Origin of the sequence: Nitrosomonas sp. Is37 (assembly GCF_033063275.1) — a bacterium.
Taxonomy (GTDB): domain Bacteria; phylum Pseudomonadota; class Gammaproteobacteria; order Burkholderiales; family Nitrosomonadaceae; genus Nitrosomonas.
The window spans coordinates 95,151-120,349 of sequence record NZ_JAWJYP010000007.1 but is presented as its reverse complement, the minus strand read 5'-3'; the positions used below and the strand labels follow the sequence as shown (position 1 = coordinate 120,349).

Annotated in this window: 28 protein-coding genes and 1 tRNA gene; 6 read left to right on the top strand and 23 right to left on the bottom strand. The window is 41.8% G+C overall.

Annotated features, from left to right (window positions below; all coding sequences use genetic code 11):
- The first annotated feature begins 396 nt into the window (after window positions 1-396).
- From R2Q26_RS05180 to R2Q26_RS05175, 3 genes are all read left to right on the top strand, one after another.
- Window positions 397-1,959 (top strand): alginate export family protein, encoded by a 1,563-nt coding sequence (locus R2Q26_RS05180; protein WP_317535294.1) that lies wholly within the window; start codon window positions 397-399, stop codon window positions 1,957-1,959.
- Window positions 1,960-2,087: 128 nt separating this feature from the next.
- On the top strand, window positions 2,088-2,267 hold the full coding sequence (locus R2Q26_RS15470; protein ID WP_411182319.1) for a transposase: 180 nt from the start codon (window positions 2,088-2,090) through the stop codon (window positions 2,265-2,267).
- Window positions 2,194-2,421, top strand: a complete 228-nt coding sequence (locus tag R2Q26_RS05175; RefSeq protein ID WP_317535293.1) for a hypothetical protein — start codon at window positions 2,194-2,196, stop codon at window positions 2,419-2,421. Before R2Q26_RS15470 ends, R2Q26_RS05175 begins: the two co-directional genes overlap by 74 nt.
- A 499-nt stretch (window positions 2,422-2,920) precedes the next feature.
- Here the strand turns inward: R2Q26_RS05175 and R2Q26_RS05170 are convergent, their stop codons facing one another.
- The gene (locus R2Q26_RS05170; RefSeq protein WP_317535292.1) at window positions 2,921-3,070 is read right to left on the bottom strand and encodes a hypothetical protein; all 150 of its coding nucleotides are present in this window, start codon (window positions 3,068-3,070) and stop codon (window positions 2,921-2,923) included.
- A gap of 341 nt (window positions 3,071-3,411) precedes the next feature.
- Between R2Q26_RS05170 and R2Q26_RS05165 the strand changes: the two genes are divergently transcribed.
- Window positions 3,412-4,164, top strand: coding sequence for a DUF2490 domain-containing protein (locus tag R2Q26_RS05165; RefSeq protein WP_317535291.1), 753 nt, complete (start codon window positions 3,412-3,414; stop codon window positions 4,162-4,164).
- A gap of 96 nt (window positions 4,165-4,260) precedes the next feature.
- On the opposite strand, the gene ychF is transcribed toward R2Q26_RS05165, so the two are convergent.
- From ychF to minC, 10 genes are all read right to left on the bottom strand, one after another.
- On the bottom strand, window positions 4,261-5,352 hold the full coding sequence (gene ychF, locus R2Q26_RS05160; protein WP_317535290.1) for a redox-regulated ATPase YchF: 1,092 nt from the start codon (window positions 5,350-5,352) through the stop codon (window positions 4,261-4,263).
- Window positions 5,353-5,424: 72 nt separating this feature from the next.
- Window positions 5,425-5,991 (bottom strand): aminoacyl-tRNA hydrolase, encoded by a 567-nt coding sequence (gene pth, locus R2Q26_RS05155; RefSeq protein WP_317535289.1) that lies wholly within the window; start codon window positions 5,989-5,991, stop codon window positions 5,425-5,427.
- Window positions 5,992-6,151: 160 nt separating this feature from the next.
- A complete protein-coding gene (locus tag R2Q26_RS05150; RefSeq protein ID WP_090571432.1) occupies window positions 6,152-6,748 on the bottom strand; it encodes a 50S ribosomal protein L25/general stress protein Ctc in 597 nt (198 codons plus the stop codon).
- Between the two features lie 62 nt (window positions 6,749-6,810).
- Window positions 6,811-7,764, bottom strand: coding sequence for a ribose-phosphate pyrophosphokinase (locus tag R2Q26_RS05145; RefSeq protein WP_090571433.1), 954 nt, complete (start codon window positions 7,762-7,764; stop codon window positions 6,811-6,813).
- A 148-nt stretch (window positions 7,765-7,912) separates the two neighbouring features.
- A tRNA-Gln gene (locus R2Q26_RS05140) sits at window positions 7,913-7,987 on the bottom strand.
- A 6-nt stretch (window positions 7,988-7,993) separates the two neighbouring features.
- Window positions 7,994-8,836 carry a 4-(cytidine 5'-diphospho)-2-C-methyl-D-erythritol kinase gene (gene ispE, locus R2Q26_RS05135; RefSeq protein WP_317535288.1) on the bottom strand — a complete coding sequence of 281 codons (843 nt, stop codon included), beginning with the start codon at window positions 8,834-8,836 and terminating at the stop codon, window positions 7,994-7,996.
- A gap of 42 nt (window positions 8,837-8,878) precedes the next feature.
- Window positions 8,879-9,448: a lipoprotein insertase outer membrane protein LolB gene (lolB, locus tag R2Q26_RS05130; protein ID WP_090571437.1), complete on the bottom strand. Its 570-nt coding sequence runs from the start codon at window positions 9,446-9,448 to the stop codon at window positions 8,879-8,881.
- 186 nt (window positions 9,449-9,634) lie between these two features.
- On the bottom strand, window positions 9,635-9,928 hold the full coding sequence (gene minE, locus R2Q26_RS05125) for a cell division topological specificity factor MinE (RefSeq protein ID WP_317535287.1): 294 nt from the start codon (window positions 9,926-9,928) through the stop codon (window positions 9,635-9,637).
- Complete coding sequence (minD, locus tag R2Q26_RS05120; protein WP_317535286.1) at window positions 9,928-10,737, bottom strand: septum site-determining protein MinD; 810 nt, start codon at window positions 10,735-10,737, stop codon at window positions 9,928-9,930. The genes minE and minD overlap by 1 nt, the downstream gene beginning before the upstream one ends.
- Window positions 10,738-10,765: 28 nt before the next feature.
- Window positions 10,766-11,512, bottom strand: coding sequence for a septum site-determining protein MinC (gene minC, locus R2Q26_RS05115; RefSeq protein ID WP_317535285.1), 747 nt, complete (start codon window positions 11,510-11,512; stop codon window positions 10,766-10,768).
- 484 nt (window positions 11,513-11,996) lie between these two features.
- On the opposite strand from minC, the gene R2Q26_RS05110 reads away from it, so the two are divergent.
- On the top strand, window positions 11,997-12,479 hold the full coding sequence (locus tag R2Q26_RS05110; RefSeq protein ID WP_317535284.1) for a Slp family lipoprotein: 483 nt from the start codon (window positions 11,997-11,999) through the stop codon (window positions 12,477-12,479).
- Between the two features lie 123 nt (window positions 12,480-12,602).
- Here R2Q26_RS05110 and R2Q26_RS05105 read toward each other — a convergent pair whose 3' ends face one another.
- On the bottom strand, window positions 12,603-12,770 hold the full coding sequence (locus R2Q26_RS05105) for a hypothetical protein (protein ID WP_317535295.1): 168 nt from the start codon (window positions 12,768-12,770) through the stop codon (window positions 12,603-12,605).
- Between the two features lie 408 nt (window positions 12,771-13,178).
- Between R2Q26_RS05105 and R2Q26_RS05100 the strand changes: the two genes are divergently transcribed.
- Window positions 13,179-13,736, top strand: coding sequence for a Slp family lipoprotein (locus R2Q26_RS05100; RefSeq protein WP_317535283.1), 558 nt, complete (start codon window positions 13,179-13,181; stop codon window positions 13,734-13,736).
- Between the two features lie 225 nt (window positions 13,737-13,961).
- On the opposite strand, the gene R2Q26_RS05095 is transcribed toward R2Q26_RS05100, so the two are convergent.
- From R2Q26_RS05095 to R2Q26_RS05045, 11 genes are all read right to left on the bottom strand, one after another.
- Window positions 13,962-15,680 carry a tetratricopeptide repeat protein gene (locus R2Q26_RS05095; RefSeq protein WP_317535282.1) on the bottom strand — a complete coding sequence of 573 codons (1,719 nt, stop codon included), beginning with the start codon at window positions 15,678-15,680 and terminating at the stop codon, window positions 13,962-13,964.
- Window positions 15,681-16,024: 344 nt separating this feature from the next.
- Entirely contained in the window at window positions 16,025-16,669 is a 645-nt protein-coding gene (locus R2Q26_RS05090; RefSeq protein ID WP_317535281.1) for a type II secretion system protein, read from the bottom strand.
- Window positions 16,663-17,046: a type II secretion system protein gene (locus R2Q26_RS05085; RefSeq protein ID WP_317535280.1), complete on the bottom strand. Its 384-nt coding sequence runs from the start codon at window positions 17,044-17,046 to the stop codon at window positions 16,663-16,665. The genes R2Q26_RS05090 and R2Q26_RS05085 overlap by 7 nt, the downstream gene beginning before the upstream one ends.
- A gap of 5 nt (window positions 17,047-17,051) precedes the next feature.
- Window positions 17,052-17,558, bottom strand: a complete 507-nt coding sequence (locus R2Q26_RS05080; RefSeq protein ID WP_317535279.1) for a type II secretion system protein — start codon at window positions 17,556-17,558, stop codon at window positions 17,052-17,054.
- A 4-nt stretch (window positions 17,559-17,562) separates the two neighbouring features.
- The gene (locus R2Q26_RS05075; RefSeq protein WP_317535278.1) at window positions 17,563-19,824 is read right to left on the bottom strand and encodes a FecR domain-containing protein; all 2,262 of its coding nucleotides are present in this window, start codon (window positions 19,822-19,824) and stop codon (window positions 17,563-17,565) included.
- Entirely contained in the window at window positions 19,821-20,411 is a 591-nt protein-coding gene (locus R2Q26_RS05070; protein ID WP_317535277.1) for a hypothetical protein, read from the bottom strand. The genes R2Q26_RS05075 and R2Q26_RS05070 overlap by 4 nt, the downstream gene beginning before the upstream one ends.
- Complete coding sequence (locus R2Q26_RS05065) at window positions 20,404-20,955, bottom strand: hypothetical protein (protein WP_317535276.1); 552 nt, start codon at window positions 20,953-20,955, stop codon at window positions 20,404-20,406. Before R2Q26_RS05065 ends, R2Q26_RS05070 begins: the two co-directional genes overlap by 8 nt.
- A complete protein-coding gene (locus R2Q26_RS05060) occupies window positions 20,937-21,473 on the bottom strand; it encodes a PilN domain-containing protein (RefSeq protein ID WP_317535275.1) in 537 nt (178 codons plus the stop codon). The genes R2Q26_RS05065 and R2Q26_RS05060 overlap by 19 nt, the downstream gene beginning before the upstream one ends.
- A gap of 12 nt (window positions 21,474-21,485) precedes the next feature.
- Complete coding sequence (locus R2Q26_RS05055; RefSeq protein ID WP_317535274.1) at window positions 21,486-22,340, bottom strand: hypothetical protein; 855 nt, start codon at window positions 22,338-22,340, stop codon at window positions 21,486-21,488.
- Window positions 22,321-24,012, bottom strand: a complete 1,692-nt coding sequence (locus R2Q26_RS05050; protein WP_317535273.1) for a GspE/PulE family protein — start codon at window positions 24,010-24,012, stop codon at window positions 22,321-22,323. Before R2Q26_RS05050 ends, R2Q26_RS05055 begins: the two co-directional genes overlap by 20 nt.
- A complete protein-coding gene (locus R2Q26_RS05045) occupies window positions 24,009-25,193 on the bottom strand; it encodes a type II secretion system F family protein (RefSeq protein WP_317535272.1) in 1,185 nt (394 codons plus the stop codon). Before R2Q26_RS05045 ends, R2Q26_RS05050 begins: the two co-directional genes overlap by 4 nt.
- Between the last annotated feature and the right edge of the window lie 6 nt (window positions 25,194-25,199).

Sequence of the window (25,199 nt, the reverse complement as noted above, 5' to 3'; positions counted from 1 at the left end):
CTTAGTTAACCAGTTGTTTTTTATAGATATAAACCTCAGAAAGCTTATAATGAATTAATGCAATTAAACACTAGTTTCTATAGTATTTCAGGGGCGACTAAATAAGGAAAAAAAACAGGTTAAAAAAACAAATATAAATAAATTCTAAATAAAATCACAAGATTTTCATAATACAAAAGCTACACTGTTTCAAACTGAGCATACAGACATGCAAGAGCAGTTTCATTATTCATAGCTCTAGATAAGTGCTTGTCATATTTGTATTGCTGAGTTTTTATTGGTCATATTTCATAAGGTTTTATGCACTAATTGTTAATTGCGATTTTCTTAGAATAACCAAAATACATAAATTACAAATATTTTTGGGATATTTGACCTTAAAGGAGGCTGTAAAACATGATGAGGGATAATAAAAAAATAACCAGCATGATGATCTGTTTGGTTATTGGATTTCACGTAGGGGGAAGTATCTCTTTCGCTGCAGAAGAGCAGAAAACAGAAGCAAAAGAAGTTAAAAAATCATTATCTTTCAGTAGCAATGCTATCGTTGCACAAGCACAAAATACGGAGACACAAAAAGATAAAAAACCATCAGATTTTTTCAGAAATCTTTTCAGAAATGGTGTTAGACCCAATGGCCCCCCATTCAATGTGGAGGAAGGAGTAGGAAGTACCCGGTTTGACTTTGATAGACTGACCGATCTTATGGAAAACCATAAAACTCCGTTAGCTGCCATGGCCCCAGATTGGCTCAATTTGGCTATTGAGCATCGGACGCGCTACGAAGTGTTTGATAATGGTTTTACAAGAGCTATTCCGGATGGTAATGAACAGATTCATCAACGGACCAGGTTCTTGTTCGAGGTCAAAAATATTATCGACTGGGCCAAGTTTACGCTCGAGCTAACCGATTTCCGCGCACCGCTGGCGGAACATGGACAACAGCATAACACGAATTTTGCTGATCATTTTGATTTTACCCAACTTCGCCTTGATCTATTGTCCAAGGATTTTTTAGGCACAGGTTATGGTGCAACATTCGAAGTGGGTCGTATGATTCTGGAATATGGGGAATCGCGCCTGGTCGGTGGGCATCGGTGGGGATCCTTCACGCCTACTTTTGATGGGATACGATTTACATTAGGAAGCGATAAAGAGAAATGGGGTCTCCAAGTATTTGGCACACGACCTGTCCAGCGTGAAGTGTCACAGTTAAACTGGAACACTCCCGAAAGCTATTTTTCGGGTGTACACGTTACTAATCGTGATATGCGCTGGGCTAATTTTGATGCCTATTGGCTTCAATTAAATGAAGGTAATAATCTGAGGCAACGTAATTTATCCACGCCAGGTTTCAGGTTGTTTGCCAAACCTACCAGAGGCTCATTAGACTATGAAATTGAGTCGATGTATCAATTTGGGGACACCCAAGACCAAAGTATTTTTGCGCATCGCCATCATGGAGAAATAGGTTACAGCTTTGAAACACCATGGCCTCTCAGGGTTCTCTACCTGTTTGATTATGCATCGGGGGATCCTAATCCAAACAAGAATTTTGACCTTCTGTTTGCAAAACGCCGGGTAGAATTTGGCCCCACTGCTACGTTTGGACCTTTTTTCCCTTCCAACCTTTTTTCCCCTGTAGGTTTTCGTATGAATCTTACACCGATTCCCAATGTCAGGTTCATGATGTCCCATCGTGCGTATTGGTTGGCTGATAAACGTGGCACCTTTGTAGGCTCCGCTCTGCAAGACCCAACCGGTAGATCAGGAAGTTTCCTCGGACATATGCTGGATGTCAGCATAGGATGGGATCCTCAGTGGAGCTTCTTAAAACGTGTAAGCTTTGATATAGGGTTTAGCCATCTATTCAAAGGTGATTTCTTTGATAAAGTTCCGAATAGTCCAGGAAGCAAAGATACCAATTTTGGATATACGATGGCGACCATTAAGTTCTAAAATCCCAGACCCTTTAATTACGAATAATTTCACGCTACCTATCGAGAAGCAAGCACGATTCAGTGCTCTGAAAGGGGGATCAGATCATGAAGGGGATTATTCTGGTTTACGGATGACAATGGTCACGGATAGAGCCGCTAATATCGCAGAGCACGCGGGCACTGAAGCGTGTTGACGACCAGAAGGTTTTGAGTGGGATCGTGCATGTTTTGAAAAGCGTCGGCAGATGGCCGGATGCTCCGCGAGAATACGGTTCAAAGAAAACGCTCTATAACCGCCTTGCTAGATGGACTGAACGCAGCGTCTGAAAAAGGATATTCTCTGCGCTGGCCGGAAGCGGAAGGAGAATCGGATCGGTTGATGATCGACAGCATCTTTATCAAGAACCACCGATGCTCCGGCGGTGAAAAAGGGGGCCTTCTTACATGCTATTGGTCGCAGCAAAGGTGGATGGACAACTAAAATCACCCACCTTGTGACCGACGGCAAAGAGCGTTCATGCGTTATGATGCTCACCCCCGAGCAGATCACAGCGACCACAAAGAGCCGCCCACGCCTGTCTTGTTGCCATGCCGCCGTCGAAGGAGTTGTTAGTCGACAAAGGTTATGGCTGCAAGGCGTTACGAGAGTGGCTTGTGCAAAGAGGAACAACGCCTGTCATTCCATCACGTCCCACCACGCAGAAACCGTAAAATCCACTATAGCTACTAGCTAGAGTTTACTCAGAAAGTATAAGCAATTGTTTTTACGCGTAAATATCGTAAAAATTACTGTTTAAGTGCAAGGTTTTTGAATAAATTATGCAGAAACCCTTGCACTGATTTGAACTCAAGCTTACCTAAGTTCGATCAATTTTTATTAAACCGCATGTTGTTATAAACAATATTTTTTATAAAACAATATGTTATGAATTATAAATTTTAAACGAGATTATGAGAAATACTTTTTGAGTAGACTCTAGCTACGCAAGGCCATCTATAAACAACTCAATCTCATCGAATGCACCTTCGGCAGAATGAAATACTTCCACCGCATGGTCATCCGCTTCGACCGCAACGTCAAAAACTTTCCTTGCCACTTGCTGCATCCCGACTACCGTGGGACTAAACATCGAACTAACTTGATTAGCTTAAAAAGAAATAGATTTTACGTGCTATAAAGTGGTTTGCTGATTATAAGAACTAATCATGACAGTTGTTTGCTTGCAACAATACTCAATAATTGTTAAGTTTTTTCTGTCACAATTAACACTTTCTTGACATTTTCTATGGTAGGCTTCGCTCTCAACGAGTTTCACTTTATAGCATCAGCGTGCTCAGAAACAATATAAGTTACCAAATTTATCTTTTTAATTGCTTAACGCAATGAGTTTTTGAGTGAAGTTAATTTATAAGACATATGAAAAAATTAAAAGTTTGTACCAATCTACAAAAAAGGCAAGGGAAAAAATAAATGTTTAAAAAACTTAAACTTTATGCAGTAGCTGTATGTAGTTTATTATCAACACAGGTTCAAGCTGAAGATATCGTCCAAGATTTTCAAACCTGGGGCCTAATTCATGCGAATGTTAATTTAGGTAATGTAACAGGTAATGAAAACTTAAAAAATTGGAGACTCTGGCTAGAAGGCCAAGGGCGTTTTGGCAATGATTCTTCCCAATTTACTCAAGCTATTATCCGACCAGGTATAGGTTATGCTATCAATGACAAAGTGACTATCTGGGCGGGTTATGCCTGGGTTCCAAATGCTAAACCAATTGCTAACCCGGAAGGAGGGAAAAATTTTGATGAGAATCGAATCTGGCAACAAATAATCTATGCCGATACCTTCTCGTTTGCTAGATTTCAATCGCGTAGCCGCTTTGAACAACGTTTTTTTGATGAAGACATTCCCGAACCCGGCCCCAATCATGTAGCCTATCGATTCCGCCAATTAATAAAATTTGCGTTCCCACTGACTTTTATTCATGAGAATCTTAGTTTTATAGTGCAGGATGAATTGTTTATCAACATGGCTACTGCTCATAAGGGCTGGATTACAAAGGGCTTTGATCAGAACAGGGGTTTTGTTGGGTTAGGCTGGAAATTCAATAAAATCGCCACCGGGGAAATTGGCTATATGAATCAGCTTATTAATAGACCCCATAACACTCGTCCGGATCAAATGATGCATATTTTGGGCGTAAATTTGTTTTTGACTTTCTAGTAACTAGAATATCTGCCCCAGTGTCTCAGTAATTCAGACACCGGGGCAGAATCATATCAAGTAATTTTCATACGTTGATAGCCAACCAGAAATACACTACACATTGAAGCGAAAATGGATCACATCGCCATCGTTGACAACGTATTCCTTACCTTCTAGGCCCATTTTCCCAGCCTCTTTAGCACCTTGCTCACCGTTATAAGCTACAAAGTCGTCATAGGCGATGACTTCAGCCCGGATAAAGCCTCTTTCAAAATCAGTATGAATCACCCCGGCTGCTTGTGGAGCAGTATCTCCTTTGTGAATCGTCCATGCTCGCACTTCCTTGACACCCGCAGTGAAATAAGTCTGAAGCCCAAGTAGCTGATAAGCAGCACGAATCAAACGGTTTAAACCTGGTTCTTCCAGATGAAGATCAGCCAGAAATACTTGCTTATCTTCATCAGACAGATCCGCAATTTCTGCTTCGAGCGCTGCACAGATTGCCACAACAGGCGCTCCCTCCCGTGCCGCATACTCCTGAACGCTTTGCAGTAGTGGATTATTTTCAAAACCATCATCCGCAACATTTGCCACATATATAGTTGGCTTTGATGTCAACAAACACAATAACTTCACTAGCGGCTGCTGCTCTTTCTCTAACACTAGACTGCGCGCTGGTCTACCTTGGTCAAGATGAGCATGTAATTTTTCCAGCACGCCCACATATCGGATACTCTCCTTGTTACCCGATTTAGCAAGCTTGGCTTCTCGTTGCAGTACCTTCTCCACTGTGGCCATATCAGCCAATGCAAGCTCGGTTTGAATTACTTCAATATCCGAAATGGGATCCACCTTTCCTGCCACATGAACCACATTGTCATCAGTAAAACAACGCACCATATGAACAATACCATCAGTTTCACGGATGTTTGCCAGAAATTTATTGCCTAGCCCCTCACCTTTAGATGCGCCCGCTACCAGACCGGCAATATCAACAAATTCGACAATGGCAGGCTGTACTTTCTGGGGTTTAACAATTTCGCTGAGCTTTTTGAGACGCGGGTCAGGAACTTCGACAACGCCCACATTAGGATCAATTGTACAAAATGGGTAATTTTCAGCAGCAATGCCTGCTTTGGTTAGTGCATTGAAAAGTGTTGATTTACCAACATTAGGGAGGCCAACGATGCCACACTTCAGGCTCATAATCTGATTGTTATTGAATTTCTAGTAAACGAGAAAATACACAAAATAAAAAGTATAGTTTTATGTCTCTTTTTATTTTGTGTGTAATTTATGCATTGCAGCAGGGTAATCACCACTTGCGATGAGGGGCCAGACAATCAGACTTCGCTGGATAGCGTCATCAATCAATAAAGCTTCTTCTTTTCGAGGTGAATGCAATACATAATCCACTACCTCATTTTTATTCCCTGGATGCCCTATTCCAATTCGCAATCGCCAGAAATCCTTGGTAGCAAGACGTGTAATGATATCCTTTAGACCGTTATGACCTCCTGTGCCCCCACCTAATTTTAACTTGACAGTTCCAGGGGGCAAATCCAGTTCGTCATGAACAACCAATAACTGGTCAGGGGAGATCTTATAAAAACGAGATAAAGCTGCCACAGCCATCCCACTTGCATTCATGTATGTCTGTGGCTTAAGCAGCCATAACTGCTCATCATCTTGCATAACATTTGCACACAAACCATGGAACTTAACTTCAGATTTGAATGTGATTCGCAATTGCTCTGCCAAACGACACAGCCAGTGAAATCCAACATTATGTCGCGTAGCAGCGTACTTCTCTCCAGGATTACCGAGTCCTACAATGAGTCTCATTCTTTACTCGATTTGATTATACAACAATAACTTTCCATCAATCTGAACATGTTCATCTGCGATTTCTTAATTTTGGGAATCGAAATACAGAAGAGATTAACTCATCCTGTATTTCCAATTCATACGACCTATTTATTCGGCCATTTAACCCATTTAAGAATTAACTCGCACTACTTTCTTCAGCTGCGCCTCGCTGAACAATGAGGGTAGCCACTGGTAGATTATCACCTCTGATCAATGCAGGAATTTCCACATTTTCTGGCAATTTAAGATCGCTCAGATGCAAGGTACTACCCGCGGTCATTTCTGACAAGTCGACGGTAATATATTCAGGCAAATCTTGAGGAAAACACGATATATCTACTTCAGTGAGCACATGACTGATCATGCCACCTGCTAGTTTTACTCCAGGCGCAAGCTCAGCATTAATGAAATGCAGCGGAACTTTAGTGTGTATTTTTTTATTCTTATCAATCCGCTGAAAATCTACATGAAGCACCTGCAGTTTATAAGGATGCATTTGTACATCACGCAACAATACCTGTTCCTTAACACCGTCAACATTTAACGATAAAACAGATGCATGAAACGCTTCCAGTTTTAGCTTATGGAATAGATTGTTGTGGTCTAATTCTATAGATTGCGCAGTACCCTCTCCACCATAAACCACTCCAGGAACTTTACCAGCTACACGCAGGCGGCGGCTCGCACCTTTGCCCTGCAATGCACGTTTATTAGCATCAATTTCAATTTGCATTTCAATTCTCCAAAATAAGATTTATCCGCGACCAGATAAATCAAAAATAAAAATATCTTCATTTATTCCATAAACAATGAGCTCAATGAACTCTCATTACTTATTCGGAGCAGGGATTCACCCAGTAAACTCGCGACACTTAACTGACAAATTCGATCACATGCCTTGGCATCCTCACGTAACGGAATCGTATCAGTAACTACTAATTTATCCAGTTTAGAATTTGCAATCCGCTCCACTGCCTTACCAGATAGCACCGCATGAGTAGAATAGGCAACCACACTCGCGGCACCACCTACCTCTTTTAAGGCCCTGGCAGCTTCGCATAGTGTATTAGCCGTATCTACCATATCGTCTATGATGACACAAGTACGCCCATCAACTTCACCGATGATATTCATTACTATAGATTCATTCGGTTTAGGGCGACGTTTATCGATGATCGCAAGATCGCACTCTAAACGTTTTGCCAAATGTCTCGCTCGTACCACACCCCCCACATCAGGCGATACGACGATCAAGTCTTGATAATTATGCTTCCATATATCACCTAACAATATAGGCATTCCATAAATATTATCCACTGGTATATCGAAAAAACCCTGGATCTGATCCGAGTGCAAATCCATTGTCAAAAGTCGATCTACTCCAACAGTGGTAAGCATATTGGCTACTACTTTGGCTGTAATCGGCACACGCGCCGAACGCGGCCTTCTATCCTGACGCGCATAACCAAAGTATGGGATTGCAGCTGTAATACGGCCTGCTGAAGCACGCTTCAAGGCATCTACAATCACCAATATTTCCATAAGGCTGTCATTGGTAGGTGCACAAGTAGATTGCAATACAAACACATCCTTGCCACGCACATTCTCAAGAAGCTCGACCATGATCTCGCCGTCACTAAAACGAGAAACCGTTGCTCGTCCTAAATGAATATTGAGATACTTGACCACATCCTGGGCCAGTTGTGGATTGGCTGTGCCAGTAAAAACCATCAAGCTGTCATAAGACATGGCTAATAGTTTCCTGCTATCGACTGGATACTGAAAAACACAGTTCCTCCTGGTAATACAAAGCTCGCCACATAATTATAAATTTATATGCTCTGATTTAAACCAGAAAACCAGTTACTTGAAATCGATTCTGATCATTACAGATTACTGGCTGGGGAGGTAGGGATCGAACCTACGAATGCCGGAATCAAAATCCGGTGCCTTACCGCTTGGCGACTCCCCAAATTCACTACTCTACTAAAAATTTTTGCAATGGGTGATAAGCTAATCCCTCTGCAACGAAACCACTCATTCCATTGGGCAATTGCTGAAAAGCATGCTTCGCCGCCCGTTCGTTTGCAAATTCGGCAAACACACAAGCACCCGAACCACTCATTGCGACTAATGTCGTATTATTCAATTGCTTCAGCCACTGCAAATATCTTGCCACAACAGGATACATCTGGCAAACCACTGTTTCAAGATCATTACGTCCTTGCCAGATGGAAAAGGGCGGTATTGTGATAGGATTTGTGCTTCGTGTCAATTCATTGTTTGAAAAAATTTGTCCTGTTGAAACATTCACTGATGGTGTTAACACTAAATACCAGGCTGGTGGCAAAGCGATCGATGAAAGTTTCTCACCTATTCCTTCTGCAAAAGCATTTTCACCATAGATAAATACGGGAACATCAGCACCTAGCTCTAACCCTAATTCCATCAAGTGTGTTCTTTTCCAATTCAATCCCCATAAGCGATTAAGTACAAGCAAGGTTGTTGCCGCATCGGAACTTCCTCCTCCCAATCCGCCACCCATGGGAATACGTTTTTCTAAAAAAATTTCTACTCCAAGATTTGTATGACTTCTTTGCTGCAACAATTTTGCCGCTCGAACACACAAGTCATTTTCTTTAGGCACGCCAGGAATAGGAGTGTGCAATTTGATGACAGAATCATCTCTTAAAACAAAACTCAGCTGATCCGAAAAATCTATAAACCTAAAGACTGTTTGCAACAGATGATACCCGTCTTCCCGGCGTCCCACCACATGCAGAAATAAATTAAGTTTGGCAGGTGCTGGAAAGGTTTGCATATTTTTAAATATTATAAAATATCTTCTAAGAAGAGAATACCATCACTCTTTGATTTTCCAGTTATCGATGACCAATCTCAGTTTTAAATCTATATGGCTAAGCTCCAATACCCTTGGAAGATTATTGTATGCGGGAACAAGTTGCGAAAAATAATCCAAATAAGTAATTTTCCAGCCGTCTTGCCTGATCGCTACCGTGCGGCCACTCCTATCCAAATCCTTTTCAGACATTGTGAATGGAAAATGAGTGCCCTGCACCCAGAATTGTAATCCAGAAAGCGGCAAACGCCATCCTAATACATCTTCTGTCAAATTTTCCACACTACTTGCATAATAAGCTTTTTGTTCTGAGGTAATAAGACTCACACCTTCTGGACTCCGCTCAATCTGAGCAACAGCCTGCCCTAAGGGTGAAAATAACATTATCTCGTCACTGATCTCGGTATGCTGCCAGTGCACACCGCCTGAAAATCCATTCTTACCTGCCTTGACCGAAACTCTCCCCATCAAATCAAAGTGAGTAACTATCTCCCTTCCTACCCCTTCGCCAGGTTGAGTAACAACAGTAGTAACGACATTCCGGCTTTCAAATACTGCACAGCCTGCAAGCATCGAAATTATACAAATCAGAAACTTCCATACAAAAAATTCATTATTTTTTCTAATGCTATTGACCAATGGATATCAAACCTACACTTTGTTTTTCTACGTTCCTAGCAGTTAAGTATCCAAATTTCTGCTATTACCTATTTTCGCTTCAAGTCGTGCATCATTGCTTCATAACAAAGCAAATGTTAATTAAAAACCACTTCTGGGTGCCTCAGGTACACTCTTGTTATTTTGAGTATCTGGCAATACAATATTTAATTCAAGCGTCTCTTGATTCTCATCCTGTTCAAATTTAACTGAGATAGCGTCTTGATCCACTTTGACGTATTTACGAATGACTGCCAGTAACTCTTCTTGCAATTGCGGAAGGTAAGAAGGTTTATTACGATAATAACGTTCGTGTGCTACGAGAATTTGTAACCTTTCTTTAGCAACAGAAGCTGTTTTGGATTTAGATGATCTAAAATAATCCAGCAAGCTCATTATTTTCCTCCAAAAAGCTTCCTAAGAAATCCTTTTTTACTCTCAATAAAACGATGAGGCCTTTTTTCCCCGAGATAACGCGCCACTATATCAGCATAAGCCTGACCCGCATCACTTTTCTCATCTAAAATTACTGGAATACCTGAATTAGATGCGTTTAGAACAGATTTCGACTCTGGAATAATGCCCAACAAATGCAGAGATAATATTTCCTGCACATCTTCCAGGCTCAACATTTCTCCTGCTTCAACCCGATACGGATCATAACGAGTTAATAATAAATACTCTTTGATGGGTTCCATCCCTAACTCAGCTCTTCGTGATTTACTTGACATAATACCAAGCATACGATCCGAATCTCTAACAGAAGACACTTCTGGATTGGTAACGACAAAAGCATCATCAGCGAAGTACATCGCCAAATGAGAGCCCTTTTCAATGCCAGCGGGTGAGTCACACACGATATATTTAAAATCTTTAGAGAGCTCTTCTAACACTCTCCCCACTCCCTCCAGACTTAAAGCATCTTTATCGCGTGTTTGTGAGGCAGGCAGAATAAAGAGTAAATTACAGTTCTTATCGCGAATCAATGCTTGATTAAGATTTGCTTCACCATTAATCACATTGATGAAATCGTAGACAACTCGCCGTTCACAACCCATGATAAGATCAAGATTGCGTAAACCCACATCAAAATCAATCACGACTGTTTTATGCCCCTTTTTTGCCAATCCCATGGCAATAGCCGCACTTGTAGTTGTCTTACCAACTCCCCCTTTGCCCGACGTTACGACAATGATTCTTGCCACTTAATCCTCCCTCCTTCGCTGAGATATCCTATCCTAATTCTTTTATTATCAAAGCATGATTCTGCAAATAGATTTGTACTGGTTTCTTTCTAATTGTTTCCCTAAGATCCTCGCTTGTTTTATAATCTCCAGCTATTGAAATAAGCTCAGCTTGCAAATCAAAGCAGAATATTCTTGCATTCGTATCGCCTTGTACTCCCGCAAGCGCTCTACCTCTTAATGTATTGTAAACATGGATATTACCTTCAGCCATGATTTCAGCGCCCGCGCTGACCTGAGCTAATATAATCAAATCGCCAGATACATAAATACGTTGACCCGAACGAACAGGCTGAGTAATCAGTGTCGCCGCATTATTCACGACAACTTCCTTAACAATCGTTTGGGGGCTGGGTGCAGATGTTCTGGGTATTTCAGCGGCGGCTATACTTTGACTACTTCGAGTGTTATCTATTGGAATAAATATCGAATTTGCCTGTTCATCCTGAGACTCGTTTCCGCCACGTATTCCTATAGGGAATAAGCCAATCTTACGAATAAGCTGCACTAATCTTACAACATCTATTTCATTATTATTATTGTTTAATGCGTGCAGATCAAACACGATGGGTGAATTTCTGAAAAAATCCGGTGCCTGAGATACTTTTTGTAGCAACCGTTGTTCGATTACAATCAAATCATTAGTATACAAAACTAAAACCGGCACAAAAAAAGTGCTACTTCTAATTTCCAGCACTGGCTGGACTTCATTTATTTTTTCTGGTTCTATCGACATCTGTTAAATCAAGCTGGTCTAATAATAGAAGATAATATCGATATTAATTTATTTATTGACAACAATTATGCATTATACCTTTCAATCGAAAGGAACAAATATTTTTGCTCAGCATTTGAACAATTTAATCTCTACAATCCAATCTACCTCTATCCTCTTGCAACTATGAAATTAATCTAATCATAACGCAATTCATTCTGCATAAAAGTCCTCTCTGCCACCTCTGGCAGGCTGTTGAAAAACTATCTACGTTACCGCTGCGGTGTCAAAAAACAGGTTCAAGATGCTCATTTATCAAGTATAAACTCCACTTTTTTTCACTTGTTCTTGCCTATCATCTACAGCCTCAAATACGTTTTTCAACAGCCTGCTAAACTAGAATTATCTATTTAATCTATTGTCAAAAAATTAATACCATATTTTTTAGATTTGATGAATGATTCTATAACCTCAGAAAGTAAGCATACTTGATAAAGGAGGAAATATGAAATCTTATCTATCAATAATCAGTTTACTTTTATTGCTGAATGGATGCACAAGCTTGCCGTCTGCCATAAGAGATTTTCCTTCTGTTAATGTGTCTTACCAGACAGTAAATCAGGATATCAGCGCTTATAAGGATGTCCCTGTTCGCTGGGGTGGTGTGATCATCGACGTAGAAAACGAAAAAGACTTCAGTCGGGTACAAGTTTTATTTTATCCTCTTAATTATAGAGGGTATCCAAAAATAGACAAAAAGAGTGAAGGTCGCTTTGTCATTGAAAGTAGTGATTTTCTCGACCCTGCTGTTTTTGCAAAAGATACTGAGATAACAGTCGCAGGAACAATCAAGGGTGATATTGAGCGCACTATTGGCAATAAATCTATACAAGTGCCGCTTATTTTAGCCACATCAATCTATTTGTGGCCTAAAGATTATCGTAATTATTATTATTCTGTGCCTTATTATCCTTATTATTGGTGGTAAAGGGTTTTGTGTATATTTTTCTGCTTCTAGTATCGGTACACCTCGACATTATTACTTATGAAAAAAATTGAGCAGCATGATATATCTGCTCTCAAAATACTCAAGTAAAAACGAAAAACGAATTTACTGCATCAATCTTTTCATGGTATCCAATAACATTTTGGGTGAATTTCTGAAAAAATCCGGTGCCTGAGATACTTTTTGTAGCAATCGTTGTTCGATTACAATCAAATCATTAGTATACAAAACTAAAACCGGCACAAAAAAAGTGCTACTTCTAATTTCCAGCACTGGCTGGACTTCATTTATTTTTTCTGGTTCTACTGAGCATTTGAACAATTTAACCTCTACAATCCAATCTACCTCTATCCTCTTGCAACTATGAAATTAATCTAATCATAACGCAATTCATTCTGCATAAAAGTCCTCTCTGCCACCTCTGGCAGGCTGTTGAAAAACTATCTACGTTACCGCTGCGGTGTCAAAAAACAGGTTCAAGATGCTCATTTATCAAGTATAAACTCCACTTTTTTTCACTTGTTCTTGCCTATCATCTACAGCCTCAAATACGTTTTTCAACAGCCTGCTAAGCTAGAATTATCTATTTAACCAATTGTCCAAAGGTTAATACCGTATTTTTAGATTTGATGAATGATTCTATAAACTCAGAAGGCAAGCATACTTGATAAAGGAGGAAATATGAAATCGCATTTATCAATAATCAGTTTACTTTTCCTGCTGAGTGGGTGTGCTAGCTTGCCGCCCGCCGCAATAAGGAATATTCCCTTTGTTGATGTGTCCTACCAGACAGTAAATGAGGATATCAACACTTATAAAGATGTCTCCATTCGCTGGGGTGGTGTAATCGTTGACGTAGAAAATGAAAAAGATTTTAGTCGGGTGCAAGTTTTATTTTATCCTCTGGATAAGAGAGGTTATCCACAATCAAGCCAAAAAAATGAAGGTCGCTTTGTCATTGAAAGTAGTGATTTTCTGGACCCTGCTGTTTATGCAAAAGATACTGAGATAACAGTGGCCGGAACAATCAAAGGCGATATTGAGCGCATCATTGGCAATAAAACCATACAAGTACCACTTATTTCGGCAACGGCAATCTACTTGTGGCCTAAAGATTATCGATACAATTATTATGGCCCAGGTAGATATGGATATTACGGTTATCCTTACTTTGGCTATTACGGTTATCCTGGTTATCCTTTCTTCTACAGGAGACACTTTTGGCCTTACTGGTGGTAAAGAATTTTGGGCGTGTTTTTTGACTAATCACAATTTGTTTACTGATATTTCTTCTTTCGCCTATAGCAGCACTTTATCTTACTTCTGAAAATGAACTCTTCATGTTGATAAAGCTCGAGCGCATTAAATACATCATCGACAATCATCACCAGAAAGTTCATCCAGCAGGTGATAAAAATCAAGCAGTGTATAGCTGCTCTTAAAATATTTCACTAAAAAACAAAGCTACTGCATCAATCTTTTCATGGTATCCAACAACATTTCATTGCCTGGATTTGCTTCAAGTGCAGAACGCCAAACCTTCTCAGCATCCTCTTTTGCTCCCTTAGCCCAGAGCACTTCGCCTAAATGAGCGGCAATTTCTGGATCAGGACGAGTAGTAAAAGCAAGATTCAGATAATTGAGACCTTCACTAAGATTTCCCATCCGGTAATACACCCACCCCAGACTATCCATAATGTAAGGATCTTCAGGCGCTAACTCAACCGCCTTTTTGATTAAAGCCAATGCTTCTGGCAAGCGCAACCCTCGTTCTGCGAGACTATAGCCTAATGCATTATAGGCATGCGCATTATCTGGTTTCAACTCGATCAGTCTGCGTAAATCTTTTTCTACGATGTCAAATTTGCCAATTTTGTCTGCTGCCAAAGCCCGATCGTAAAGAAGGTCAGGCTGATCAGGAATTTTTTCAAGATTTTTGTCTAGTAACTTAAAAACCTCTTGATCCGCATTAACCTCTCGTAATAATTGTGCCTCTGCTAAAATTAATTGGATGCGTTGCTGCTCATTCTCCGGTGTTAATCGTTGCAAATGCTGGCGCGCGCGATCAATTCCTTCTTTCCTGAATAGCAAAACAGCATAACGGATTTGAGCGGGCAAATACCGTTCACCTCCACTTATTTTCTGATATGTTTCAAGAGCAGCATCAAAACGTTGAGTAACTTCATAAATTCGCGCTAAATTGAAATAGATATTATTGGGATCTTCATAACCTAGATCCAAAGCTTTCTTAAAATTTTCTTCAGCACCATCGAAATCATTTAATTCAAGAGATAATAAACCAACTGCGAGCGCAATGTCAGCATTAAACGGATTCTCCCTCATCAGTTTCTGGAACTGATCACGCGCTGAAACAAAATTTTTCTCCGACATCAGCATGCGAACATACGCGATTCGCATATCATTGGCTTTAGGATATTTTGCGAGATAATTTTCATAAAAAGTCATCGCTTCTGCATTAGCAATTTTCTGCAAAATTCGGCCTTGATGAATCGCGGCAACTTCCCAATCAGGACGTAATGCCAACGCTTTTTTCATTTCCTTAAGCGCGAGATCAAGCTGATTAGCATTCCATGCAGCCTGGGAAATTGCGAAATGTGCTTCCGGCAAATCAGGGTAAGGAGTCGCAAGCTGTTGCAGCAATTTCAATGCTGCTTTTTTGTCACTGTGACGTGACAGTAGCCTACTCAAATGCATAAAAGCCTTATCAACGGAACCTTTCTCAGACGATAGCAGTTTCTCAAGATGAGGACGTGCTCTGTCAAGTTTCCCAATACTCACAAACAAGGCCGCTGCAGCTTGACGTGCATTGATTGAATCTGGCTCAATGTCGACCCACAAAGTAATAGCTTCCTCTGCTTCATCAGGTCGACGGGCACGAAGCGCTACATCTGCAGCACGCTCGGCAATGCGTGGATCCCGTGTCTCTCTGGCGAGCTTAGCATATCGCTCAACAGCCACATCAAGATTATCGCGTTGCAGTGCTGTTTCAGCCAGCAAAAAATCAAACAATAACTCGCCCGTCAATTCTTGGCCGAGTGATTTCAATTGCCCCTGTTGGTTATGGCCAGCTAATTCATCTGCTCGCAAATTTCCAACTTTTGGCGTCTGAGTACATCCAACTAGACCGACTAAAAACAATATCCAATGCATTCTAAAATTCATCTGAATGAGCCAATAAAATCATTAAGACTAAAAAAAAATAAACCAGTTCTTATACTACGGCATATTTAACAGTTCTCACAGTATAGCTAACGATCACAATGTATAAATGTATTTTTGATACTCTACTCACATCAATTTATGCATCTAAAGCTTACTTAGTCACCTAAGGAAACCCTGAATAAGTCATCAAGCAGGAAGAATGCGAGGCAGGGGGAGTGCAGAAAACAAAATATATCGGATAGATAAGCAAATTCTGGAGCATCACCTAACGCAACAACTCCTTTACGCAAGAGTTTATTCGGTGTTTCCCTAAAAAATGTCTTTGAAGATAGATCATTCTGTCATTAAGGATTTTGTGTAAATGGATTAGCGCTATTTGCTGGCTGATTTGGGGAAAGAGGATTAGAACCTGCTGTAGCCTTATCGCCAGCAAAAGGATTGGTAGGAGTAGCATTCTGCAAACCTGATTTAGATGTTGTTGATTGCTTGGAATCTGTTCCACTAGCAGCACCAGTAGCATGAACAAACTTCCAGTCTTTATAACTCTGTGCTTCTGAAAATGCGGAATATTGTTCTGGAAAATTTGCTCGCTTGAGCGGGATCTTGTCCGATTTGCTATATACACCGGTAATTCCCGACCCAGCTTTCTCAATCAATCCCCAGTCATGACTATTCGTCATTGGGTCAAGGAAAATTTTTCTAAGATGGCGCTTGATTACCAATGAACTCCTATCTTCGAGTAATTGCTCAAGCGATTCCGGATACCGTTTTGCTTTCCCACTTGAACTAATGTGATACGACTCGATAGCACGCTTGAATTGATCCCCCACATAGAGTAATTCTATTTCTTTCTCCCGCTGGGATTCAATCTGCCACATTGGACCAACACCTGCCAGCACTACACCTGCAAGCGCAACCGCAAATAGCGTCCAGAGATAGATATAACCTTGTTCTGCCCAGGAATAGCTAGCGTGATTCTTTATCACCATTTATCGTAAAACGTTCCATCTAATGCCTGCTTGTCAGAGCTACTGTGTATATCATACATGCCCTCAACCTCTTCACCCGGAGGAGGAATTTCAATCCATGTAAAAGCACTGTCGGTCATTGGATCAATTGGAATAGCACGAATATAACGCTCTTCCACCAATTGCTCCAGATTAAGCGGATAGACTCCCCTATCAGCATAAAATTTATCAATTGCATCGCGCATGATACTCAGATTTTGTCGCAATACAGCCTCTCTGGCTCGATCGACTGAATTGAAATATCTCGGTGCAACAATACTGAGTAAAGTAGCAATCACCGCCATGACAACCAATAACTCGATTAGCGTAAAACCGGTACGCCGGTAAAAATCAGACATCTCATTTACCATTGATTATAAGGTACCCCATTCAATCCCTTTCGATCGGAACGCGAATAGATATCAAAAACATCGTCTCCTTCTTCTGGATTACCGGGCGGGCTTTCGTAACTACGCTTTCCCCACGTGTCAGCATCCGGCATATTCTGATCTGAGTCTGTAAACATAGGGTCACGGGGTAAACGTCGCAAAAAATAAATCATGGTTTTTTTAGGATCTTTTATATTTGGCACACCTTCCACCAGGTTTTCCAATTTGCGAGGATATCCTGCCTCGTCAGCTTTCTTTTCTATACGCCCCTCATCCGCAGCCTGTTTATAAGCATCGATTGCTGTGCGAATCTGCCGTAAGGCAAGACGTAATTCTTGTTCCTTCTCGCGCTTTATGGCAATCTCACGCAAAGGCATCACTGCAGAAGCCAAAATAGCGACTATAGCCACCACTACCATTAACTCGACCAGGGTAAATCCACGATAGGTTGAAAATAACAATCCCGAGCTTCGATTTAGCATACTTCTAATGGATTTCGATGCTGGCTGGAGGAGGCAAGTTCACTTCAACTGGATTTCCCTTATCATCTTGTGTTGCCGAACTTTGAATAGCAATCTCAGTAGTGCCAGGATTTGGACTAATCGCTTTAAAACGTAAGACTGCTGTCATACCGCTTGGCTGTTCTCTACCCAACTTGATAGTACGCACTCCGGATTTCTCGCCACCATCCAGCACTTCCAGCATATCCTTATCGTATGCTAGATTAAGCTCATTCACCAAGTTAGATTTCTGGGTAACGAGTCTCACCGTAGCGGTAAATTCTCGATCCATAGCCACAGTGGCCGGAGCCAGCAAGGAAAGTGATGGAGAAGAGGCACTAGCTTGTTGCGCAGCTGTTGCGGCAAAAGGATTAGGTGCAGACTCAGGCTCAGTTGGTGGCTGCACTTCACCAAAAACAGAACGAGCAGTTGATGCAGGTCCGGAAGGGGCCAGGGCCAGCGATCGTGGCAATGTTTTCCGAATGGACGGCGGCAATCTTCCAGCTGCATTGGCCGTGCCAGAATAAAACTCACTCTCCAGTTTAGTCGGTTGCGTGACATTACGTACGATACGCGGTGTAATTAACAATACAATCTCTGTCTTCTGACGATTCAGATTTTGATTACCGAATAACCTATTCAGAATAGGCGTATCGATCAATCCTGGTACACCTGTTAAGCTTCTTTGATCATTATCGTTTATCAAGCCCGCCAACACATGTGTTTCACCATCTTTTGATGAAAGTAAAGTTTCCGCTGTACGCGTACCCACTACAGGGAATCTACTACCTGCAGTTGTGCCCGCTTCGAAAGCAGTTATCGAACTTACTTCAAGCATAACCTTGATTGACACCTCGTCATTCGGAGAAATGGTGGGTTCAACTTCCAGCTTTAGTCCAATATCGATAAATGTCACGGACTGAGATACAGTAGCTGCGGTACCCGTCACATTGGAGGTAATGATCGGTTGTCGACTGCCAATCAAAATTTTAGCCTTTTCGCGATTTTTGACACGAATACGAGGATTAGCAAGTAAATCATTAAAGGTAAGAGTTTTTTTAAGATCGATCACGACTGAATTAGGAATCGAGAAATTCTTTAAACCCATCATAATCTGATCAAATGGTGCGGGACCAGGAGCAGGGGGCAAACCAGGTACTGGAGTGTAAGTAATTTGACTTGGCATTTGAGGACCAAGTGATGTCACAACGTTCCGGTTGAGTTCCAATACTTCAACATCGAGCATTACTTCTGGATCTGGAAAATCATTGATTGCAACCAGACGTTCTACTAAACGTATTGCTTCCAGGGTGTCGCGTATGACAAAAAGATTGAGTTTCTCATTGACGTAAATATCCTTAGCTTTCACCAACCCTCTGATCATCGCAACCATTTGTTTGACATCAGTATTGATCACATGAAAGCTGCGCACGGCTAGCTCTTGATATTCCTTCTGCTTGGCAGGAGTATCTGGATAGATCAATAATGAATTATCGTTTAATATTTTGTAAGCAAGCTGATTAGTCATTAACAGCAATTTCAGAACATCTTCAATTCTGTTATCGCGCACAAAAATAGACGTCTTTGATTCCTGTTGGACAGTTTTATCAAAAATGAAATTGATTCCTGCTGTGCGTGATATCAGCTCAAAAATCGTTTTCAAACTGGCATCACGAAATTCCATGGTAATGGGTTTATTAAAAGTTGTAATCAATTCCAGTCCAGATTCTTCAGTCCGACTAATGCGTTCATTGATCTCCTTAATCAATTGACGCGCATCTCGACTCATCGGGTTTTCCTGTAACACTGCGCGTACAGCCGCCTCAGCACCTTCTATATCGTTTCGAATGAGAGATTCTCTGGCTTGATTAATGAGAAATTGTTGATGTCGATCTAGACGCAGCGCATCCAACCCAGCTTTAGCACGCTCGCTATTGGCATTAATTTCAAGGGCATGACGGTATTCTTTTTCGGCAACATCGAAATTTCCCGCTAAGCGAGCATTTTCTGCTTGATTGATTATTTGAGTGATAACTGTTTCACGATGCCGCATCAGTACCGTACGAATTTCTCTGTTATCAGGCTCTTCATAGGCCGCTTGCTCAAGTTTTTTCAAGCCAGCCTCTAATTGACCTTTCTCAATCAGTTGCTGGCCTTCTAGAAATGCCTTATTTCTGGTGGCTAATTGCGCGCAACTCGTTAATAGTGTCAGTAGCAAAACAATGAAGACAAATCTGCCTGATTTCATTGAAACATTCCAGGGTTATTGTTATTGATAAGAAGAGTTTGTTTGATGCCCAATGGTAGATAAGTGAACTCGATCGCGTCATCATTAATTCTATCAACCCGATAGTTCTTCTCGATACGCCCCCCTACTTTTGCAATATAATAATTATCTGCCATGGAAAGAAATACGCTCGTCATCTTTCCTTCCGTAATTTTACCGATATATTTAAATTGTAAAGGTGGTGCTGCAGGGGGTGGAGGGGCAACAGGTGCTGGCTTAGCAACTTGCCCAGAACCCCCAGAACCAAATGGTGACTGGGAAAGATTAGCACGGGGCTGCTTCGGCTCCCATGAAGTAGACGCAAAGATATCATCCGCTTCTGCATTGAATTTTCGCTGCCCCAATTGATCAAGTTGTAGATGACCCATGTCACTTTTTTTGCTACGCACACTACTTGATGTAGGTCGAGTTGGCAAGATCGGTTGCACAGTTTCTTCTATGTCAACATCATTCTCCCCCAGCCATATCACTGCAAATAGTGTTGCCACTAATGCGGCCCCCAGAATCAATCTGCGAGAATTGGTCGCCTGTTTTTCCATGTCAGCCATGCAAATAAAGACTCATGCTAAGCCGCACATCCAGTTTGCCCGATTTAATATCTTCACGTTTAAGAACTACATCAACCAGCGCCATCGCGGGAATGGCTTCTAGCACATCAGCGATGAAAGCACGAATTTGTGGATAACTACCACGAACAGGCAAAATCATCTCATAACGCGCCAATTTTGATTCTTGTTCTTGCATCAATCGATAGTCACTGCCGCTTAGCTCAACCCCGCGCTTTTTAGCAATCTTATCCAATTCCTTGATCCAATAGGGTGATGAGTCGATACTCGGAAAAAAATCATAAAAAACCTTTAACGCTTGGCTATCATCTAACTGAGTGGGTGCAGCAGATTCAACCTGCGTCTGCTGCATTGATGCTACTTGTTCTTTGAGTTTATGGAGCGCCTCTTTTTGTGGCAAAACAGCTGCCCAGAAAAATACAATCGAAAGTACAAACAAACCCAGACCTATTTTTCCAATTAGATTAAGTCGTGTTATTTGCCAGCGTATTTGAATCAGCAGTTTTTCTAAGGTAAGTCGATCCATGTAGTGGTCAGAGAAAAAGCAATTGGTCGATAGGGATTCTGTTGCTTCACTTTATAGTTGAGCAAATATGCATTTTCAAAAACTTCTTCACGCTCAATCGCTTCGACAAAATCAGCCAGCGCTACTAAATTTCTCGCTTCACCCGTGATTCGTATTGTGCGATTGGCTACATTTGGCTGTACAGATAATAATGCAATTTCTTTGCCGACAGCATATTCTAAAGAATCAAATAACGCTTCCCAGGGTAAATTGATTTGTCGCAAAACTTCATTTGCCTGTTTTACCTCCTTTTGTGTTTCTTGAGTAATTCGTGCAATCGGTGTTCTGGGTGTCTTTCTATGCTGTTGTTGCTGCTCAAGACGATCGATGCGTGCTTCCCAATGGGAAATTTCCTCCATGATCAATTTCAGCTGATAAAAGCATGCAACAAAAATAAGGAAACCTAATCCCAGCAAAATATAATCGACATGACGCGCTTGCTGCTCTGCATAAGGAAACCTCAGTTTCAGGTTACGCATGGCCTTACCCTATCAACTACGATAAGAGAAAGAAGGAAAATGGAGTGGTACCGGCATTTTTTCAGTCGGTAAATGAGCAAATTGCCATCCTTTATCGATTGTTAAATCCAAATCCGGATGTTCTGGTGAAAAGAGATATACCTGCTCAATGGGTTCCCGATAACCGGAATTAATAACCTCTTGTTCAAGTGCAGCGAGCAACTCGGTTTCAATCGAATGTACTATGCGTTGATTACGTATTCCCTTCCACTCGCTGTTAGAAAATAAAATCATACACAGTCGCCCTGGCTCAATGACTACAAACCAGAATCGCTTATCATTAAATGATCTACACCATTGATCAAAGGCAGCTGTCAGATAGGGTTCTATTTGCTTTAACTTAATGCGATGACGAGATGCCAGCGCTTCAAACTCATTGTATAAATTGCGGGCGATCGCGGCACACACTGTACCTTGATAGGGATCCTCGTCACTTATACTCACAACCCAGCTATCGACTCGTTCTCCGAATACTTCTCGCATGCTAAAATTGGCATAAGCAAGTAATTCAGCAGAATTAGTAATTTCTTGCTGCGGTGGAACAACAACATAACGTACAAAATGATTTGAAAGCGTAATTATCAGCTCAGCGCCCTTCAAATCTGATGCAGCATTCTCTTTTTCAATCATTTGTTCAAGTTGTTGTAAAGATGTCTTCCACATGGCAGTATCTTGTTGATACTCATAGATTTTCGAAATTGCGGGTGATTGCCTGGATTTTATGCCCCGGAATGTTCTCACCATGTCAACGCGTCCGGGCGCAAAAAAAACCTGAATCTGATCACGCCATAATAGTGACTCGATCCGATCACGCCACAATAGTGACACGATTAGCCTCCTGCAAACTGGTCTGTCCTGCTTTAACCATCTCAAGCGCAGCTTCACGCAAGAAGCGGGTACCATTCTGTTTAGCTGCTTCTTTGATGCGGCGAATCGTAGCCTGTGCGATAATCAATTCACGAATCTCGTCATTCAACAGCAATATCTCGGCAATCGCACTCCGTCCCCGATAACCACTTCCACGGCACTGGCCACATCCTTTGCTGAAACGGAATTTATAATGCTCTACTTCTTCCAGAGGAATGCCGGATTCCGCAATCAATTGATCTTCAGGGTGCTCATCAGCAATGCAGTGAGGACATAACATACGAACCAATCTTTGCGCAACAATGCCATTCAGGGCTGAAACGAAACTATAGGGATCCACTCCCATATGGGAAAATCTTCCAATCACATCAAATACATTATTGGCGTGCACCGTGGTAAAAACAAGGTGACCGGTTAGTGCAGCTTGTATTGCAATTTGGGCTGTTTCGGCATCACGAATTTCACCCACCATGATTTTGTCTGGGTCATGTCGCAAAATTGAGCGTAATCCTCGCGCGAAGGTAAGGCCTTTTTTTTCATTGACCGGAATCTGGAGAACACCAGGTAACTGATATTCGATGGGATCTTCAATCGTGATAATCTTATCATCACCACGATTTACTTCCGAAATTGCGGCATAGAGTGAAGTCGTCTTGCCACTTCCAGTAGGCCCGGTTACAAGCAACATGCCATAAGGCTCCGAGCTCAACCGGCGTATACTGGTAATGGCTGCCTGGTTGAATCCAAGTTGATTCAATGTCAACCCTTCAACGTGATCCGTAAGTGCCTCCCGATCAAGGATCCGCAACACCGCATCTTCACCAAAAATACTCGGCATGATCGATACACGAAAATCAATCTCTCGCCCTTGAATAGATACTTTGAAGCGACCATCCTGAGGAATCCGACGCTCTGCGATATCGAGATCAGACATAACCTTGATACGCGAAATCACCTGCTCAGCTAAATCATGGCCTTGCATCACACCAATTGTGGTCAATACACCATCAATCCGATATTTTATCGCTAATGCACCCTGCGTCGTTTCGAGATGGATATCGCTTGCCATTGATTTATGGGCATCATATAAGGTGGAATGAACCAACCTCACTACCTTGCTCGTACCTTCATGAATCGTCTTTAACGACAGATTCTCGATACCTGCCTGCGCCATCCTCTCCTGCTCCGCTGGCAATACATTATCCATCGCCCGCATATTCTTTTCTTGCTGCGCGAAAAATGCTGATAGATCAGCTGGATGCACTAAATACCACGTCACACCTACTGCAATGTATTCATCTGCCCAGGCATGTAAATTGGGTAAAAATGGATCTGCTATCGCAAGCAAGTATTCTTGATTTTTACGGAATAATACACATTCCTGCTTGACAGCTTCTGAAAAAGGCAAAATCTCAAATGCGGGACGTAATTCGTGCAAATCTTCCATCTGGAGTACTGGCATCTGCATGAGTTGGCCCAATTCGACCATCAGCTCACTGGATGAGTAACCATATACTTCCTCCAGCACCTTGATGACAGGCGTTTTCTGAGCTACAGCCTGTTGGCGCGCTTGGCCAAGCTGATGCAGATCGATAGATGGCTTTATAAGAGGTTGAGAACTCGCTTCAATCAATTGATACTTCCTGCCAACTCAAAAATAGGCATATACATTAAAATAATAATACCACCAATAACCGTACCGATAACTGCCATCAGCAGCGGCTCGATCAACTTGGTTGTCCATTCGACCCAACGTGCGATTTCTTCATCATGAAAACCACCAATCCGCTCCATCATGTCTCCCATGAGTCCTGTTCGCTCGCCTACTCGTAACATCCGGTTTCCTACTGGGGTCGTCAGCTCTGCCATCTGCATTGCAGATGAGATGGTTTTACCTTCACGGATATGGGTAGCTGCTGCAATTACCCTTGGCCGGAAATGAGATTGCAAAAGATTACTCACCATTTCCAATGCCTTTGTGATCGGAATACCTCCTCGCAATAACATTCCCAGCGTTTTATAAAACCGGGCAAGTTGATAAATCCGCATACGCTCACCGATAGCCGGAATACGCCATAACAACTGCATTAAACGCGCTCGGAATGCAGGTCGGGTAAAACTGTACGTAGCTAGAGTCAGGATAGCAGCAAAGATTCCCGCTAACATCCAGCCACTTTCGTGCACCAAGCGCCCCCATTTGATCAGCATAACGGACATCCATGGTAAGTCCGAACCAATATCCTCATAGATGGCACTGAATTTAGGCACGACAAACAGCAGCAAAAAAACTGCCACAAGCAGTCCAACCACCAACAGCAAAACCGGGTATATTGAAGCGCCCACCAGTTTTTTACGCGCCATATCCATTTGCGTCTGATAGGTGATATATCGCGTCAAGGCTTCAGGTAAATCACCCGTTCGTTCACTCGCCCTAACCGTAGCAATATACAGTGGAGGAAATATCTGAGGATAAGTTTCTAATGCTTGTGAAAATGTCATACCCTCATACAAGCGCGCAAGAATTTCCTGGATAATCTTACGTACGCCGCTATCTTCTTCTTTCTCAATAAGCGTCTCGATACTTTCCACCAAGCTGAGACCTGCCGTTAAAAGAGAAAGGAGCTCCTGACTAAAGTGAGTGAGAGGAAAACGCGTTCTGGATTTGGGAAACCAACCCGAGAAGTTTCGTTGCACACTCAGCACCATCCCACCCTGGGCAGCAATCTGCTGTCGAATTTCCTGTTCATCAGCTGCATCCAGTTCGAGAGATACTGTGCCTTGTTTGGCAAGAATCGCTTTTACAGTATAACGCATTGATCC

Excerpts from the sequence above, each read along its gene's own strand:
- R2Q26_RS05180 (WP_317535294.1), top strand. The coding sequence starts at position 397 with ATGATGAGGGATAATAAAAAAATAACCAGCATGATGATCTGTTTGGTT.
- R2Q26_RS05175 (WP_317535293.1), top strand. The coding sequence starts at position 2,194 with ATGCTCCGCGAGAATACGGTTCAAAGAAAACGCTCTATAACCGCCTTG.
- R2Q26_RS05170 (WP_317535292.1), bottom strand. The coding sequence starts at position 3,070 with ATGTTTAGTCCCACGGTAGTCGGGATGCAGCAAGTGGCAAGGAAAGTT.
- R2Q26_RS05165 (WP_317535291.1), top strand. The coding sequence starts at position 3,412 with ATGTTTAAAAAACTTAAACTTTATGCAGTAGCTGTATGTAGTTTATTA.
- ychF (WP_317535290.1), bottom strand. The coding sequence starts at position 5,352 with ATGAGCCTGAAGTGTGGCATCGTTGGCCTCCCTAATGTTGGTAAATCA.
- pth (WP_317535289.1), bottom strand. The coding sequence starts at position 5,991 with ATGAGACTCATTGTAGGACTCGGTAATCCTGGAGAGAAGTACGCTGCT.
- R2Q26_RS05150 (WP_090571432.1), bottom strand. The coding sequence starts at position 6,748 with ATGCAAATTGAAATTGATGCTAATAAACGTGCATTGCAGGGCAAAGGT.
- R2Q26_RS05145 (WP_090571433.1), bottom strand. The coding sequence starts at position 7,764 with ATGTCTTATGACAGCTTGATGGTTTTTACTGGCACAGCCAATCCACAA.
- ispE (WP_317535288.1), bottom strand. The coding sequence starts at position 8,836 with ATGCAAACCTTTCCAGCACCTGCCAAACTTAATTTATTTCTGCATGTG.
- lolB (WP_090571437.1), bottom strand. The coding sequence starts at position 9,448 with ATGCTTGCAGGCTGTGCAGTATTTGAAAGCCGGAATGTCGTTACTACT.
- minE (WP_317535287.1), bottom strand. The coding sequence starts at position 9,928 with ATGAGCTTGCTGGATTATTTTAGATCATCTAAATCCAAAACAGCTTCT.
- minC (WP_317535285.1), bottom strand. The coding sequence starts at position 11,512 with ATGTCGATAGAACCAGAAAAAATAAATGAAGTCCAGCCAGTGCTGGAA.
- R2Q26_RS05110 (WP_317535284.1), top strand. The coding sequence starts at position 11,997 with ATGAAATCTTATCTATCAATAATCAGTTTACTTTTATTGCTGAATGGA.
- R2Q26_RS05100 (WP_317535283.1), top strand. The coding sequence starts at position 13,179 with ATGAAATCGCATTTATCAATAATCAGTTTACTTTTCCTGCTGAGTGGG.
- R2Q26_RS05095 (WP_317535282.1), bottom strand. The coding sequence starts at position 15,680 with ATGAATTTTAGAATGCATTGGATATTGTTTTTAGTCGGTCTAGTTGGA.
- R2Q26_RS05090 (WP_317535281.1), bottom strand. The coding sequence starts at position 16,669 with ATGGTGATAAAGAATCACGCTAGCTATTCCTGGGCAGAACAAGGTTAT.
- R2Q26_RS05085 (WP_317535280.1), bottom strand. The coding sequence starts at position 17,046 with ATGTCTGATTTTTACCGGCGTACCGGTTTTACGCTAATCGAGTTATTG.
- R2Q26_RS05080 (WP_317535279.1), bottom strand. The coding sequence starts at position 17,558 with ATGCTAAATCGAAGCTCGGGATTGTTATTTTCAACCTATCGTGGATTT.
- R2Q26_RS05075 (WP_317535278.1), bottom strand. The coding sequence starts at position 19,824 with ATGAAATCAGGCAGATTTGTCTTCATTGTTTTGCTACTGACACTATTA.
- R2Q26_RS05070 (WP_317535277.1), bottom strand. The coding sequence starts at position 20,411 with ATGGCTGACATGGAAAAACAGGCGACCAATTCTCGCAGATTGATTCTG.
- R2Q26_RS05065 (WP_317535276.1), bottom strand. The coding sequence starts at position 20,955 with ATGGATCGACTTACCTTAGAAAAACTGCTGATTCAAATACGCTGGCAA.
- R2Q26_RS05060 (WP_317535275.1), bottom strand. The coding sequence starts at position 21,473 with ATGCGTAACCTGAAACTGAGGTTTCCTTATGCAGAGCAGCAAGCGCGT.
- R2Q26_RS05045 (WP_317535272.1), bottom strand. The coding sequence starts at position 25,193 with ATGCGTTATACTGTAAAAGCGATTCTTGCCAAACAAGGCACAGTATCT.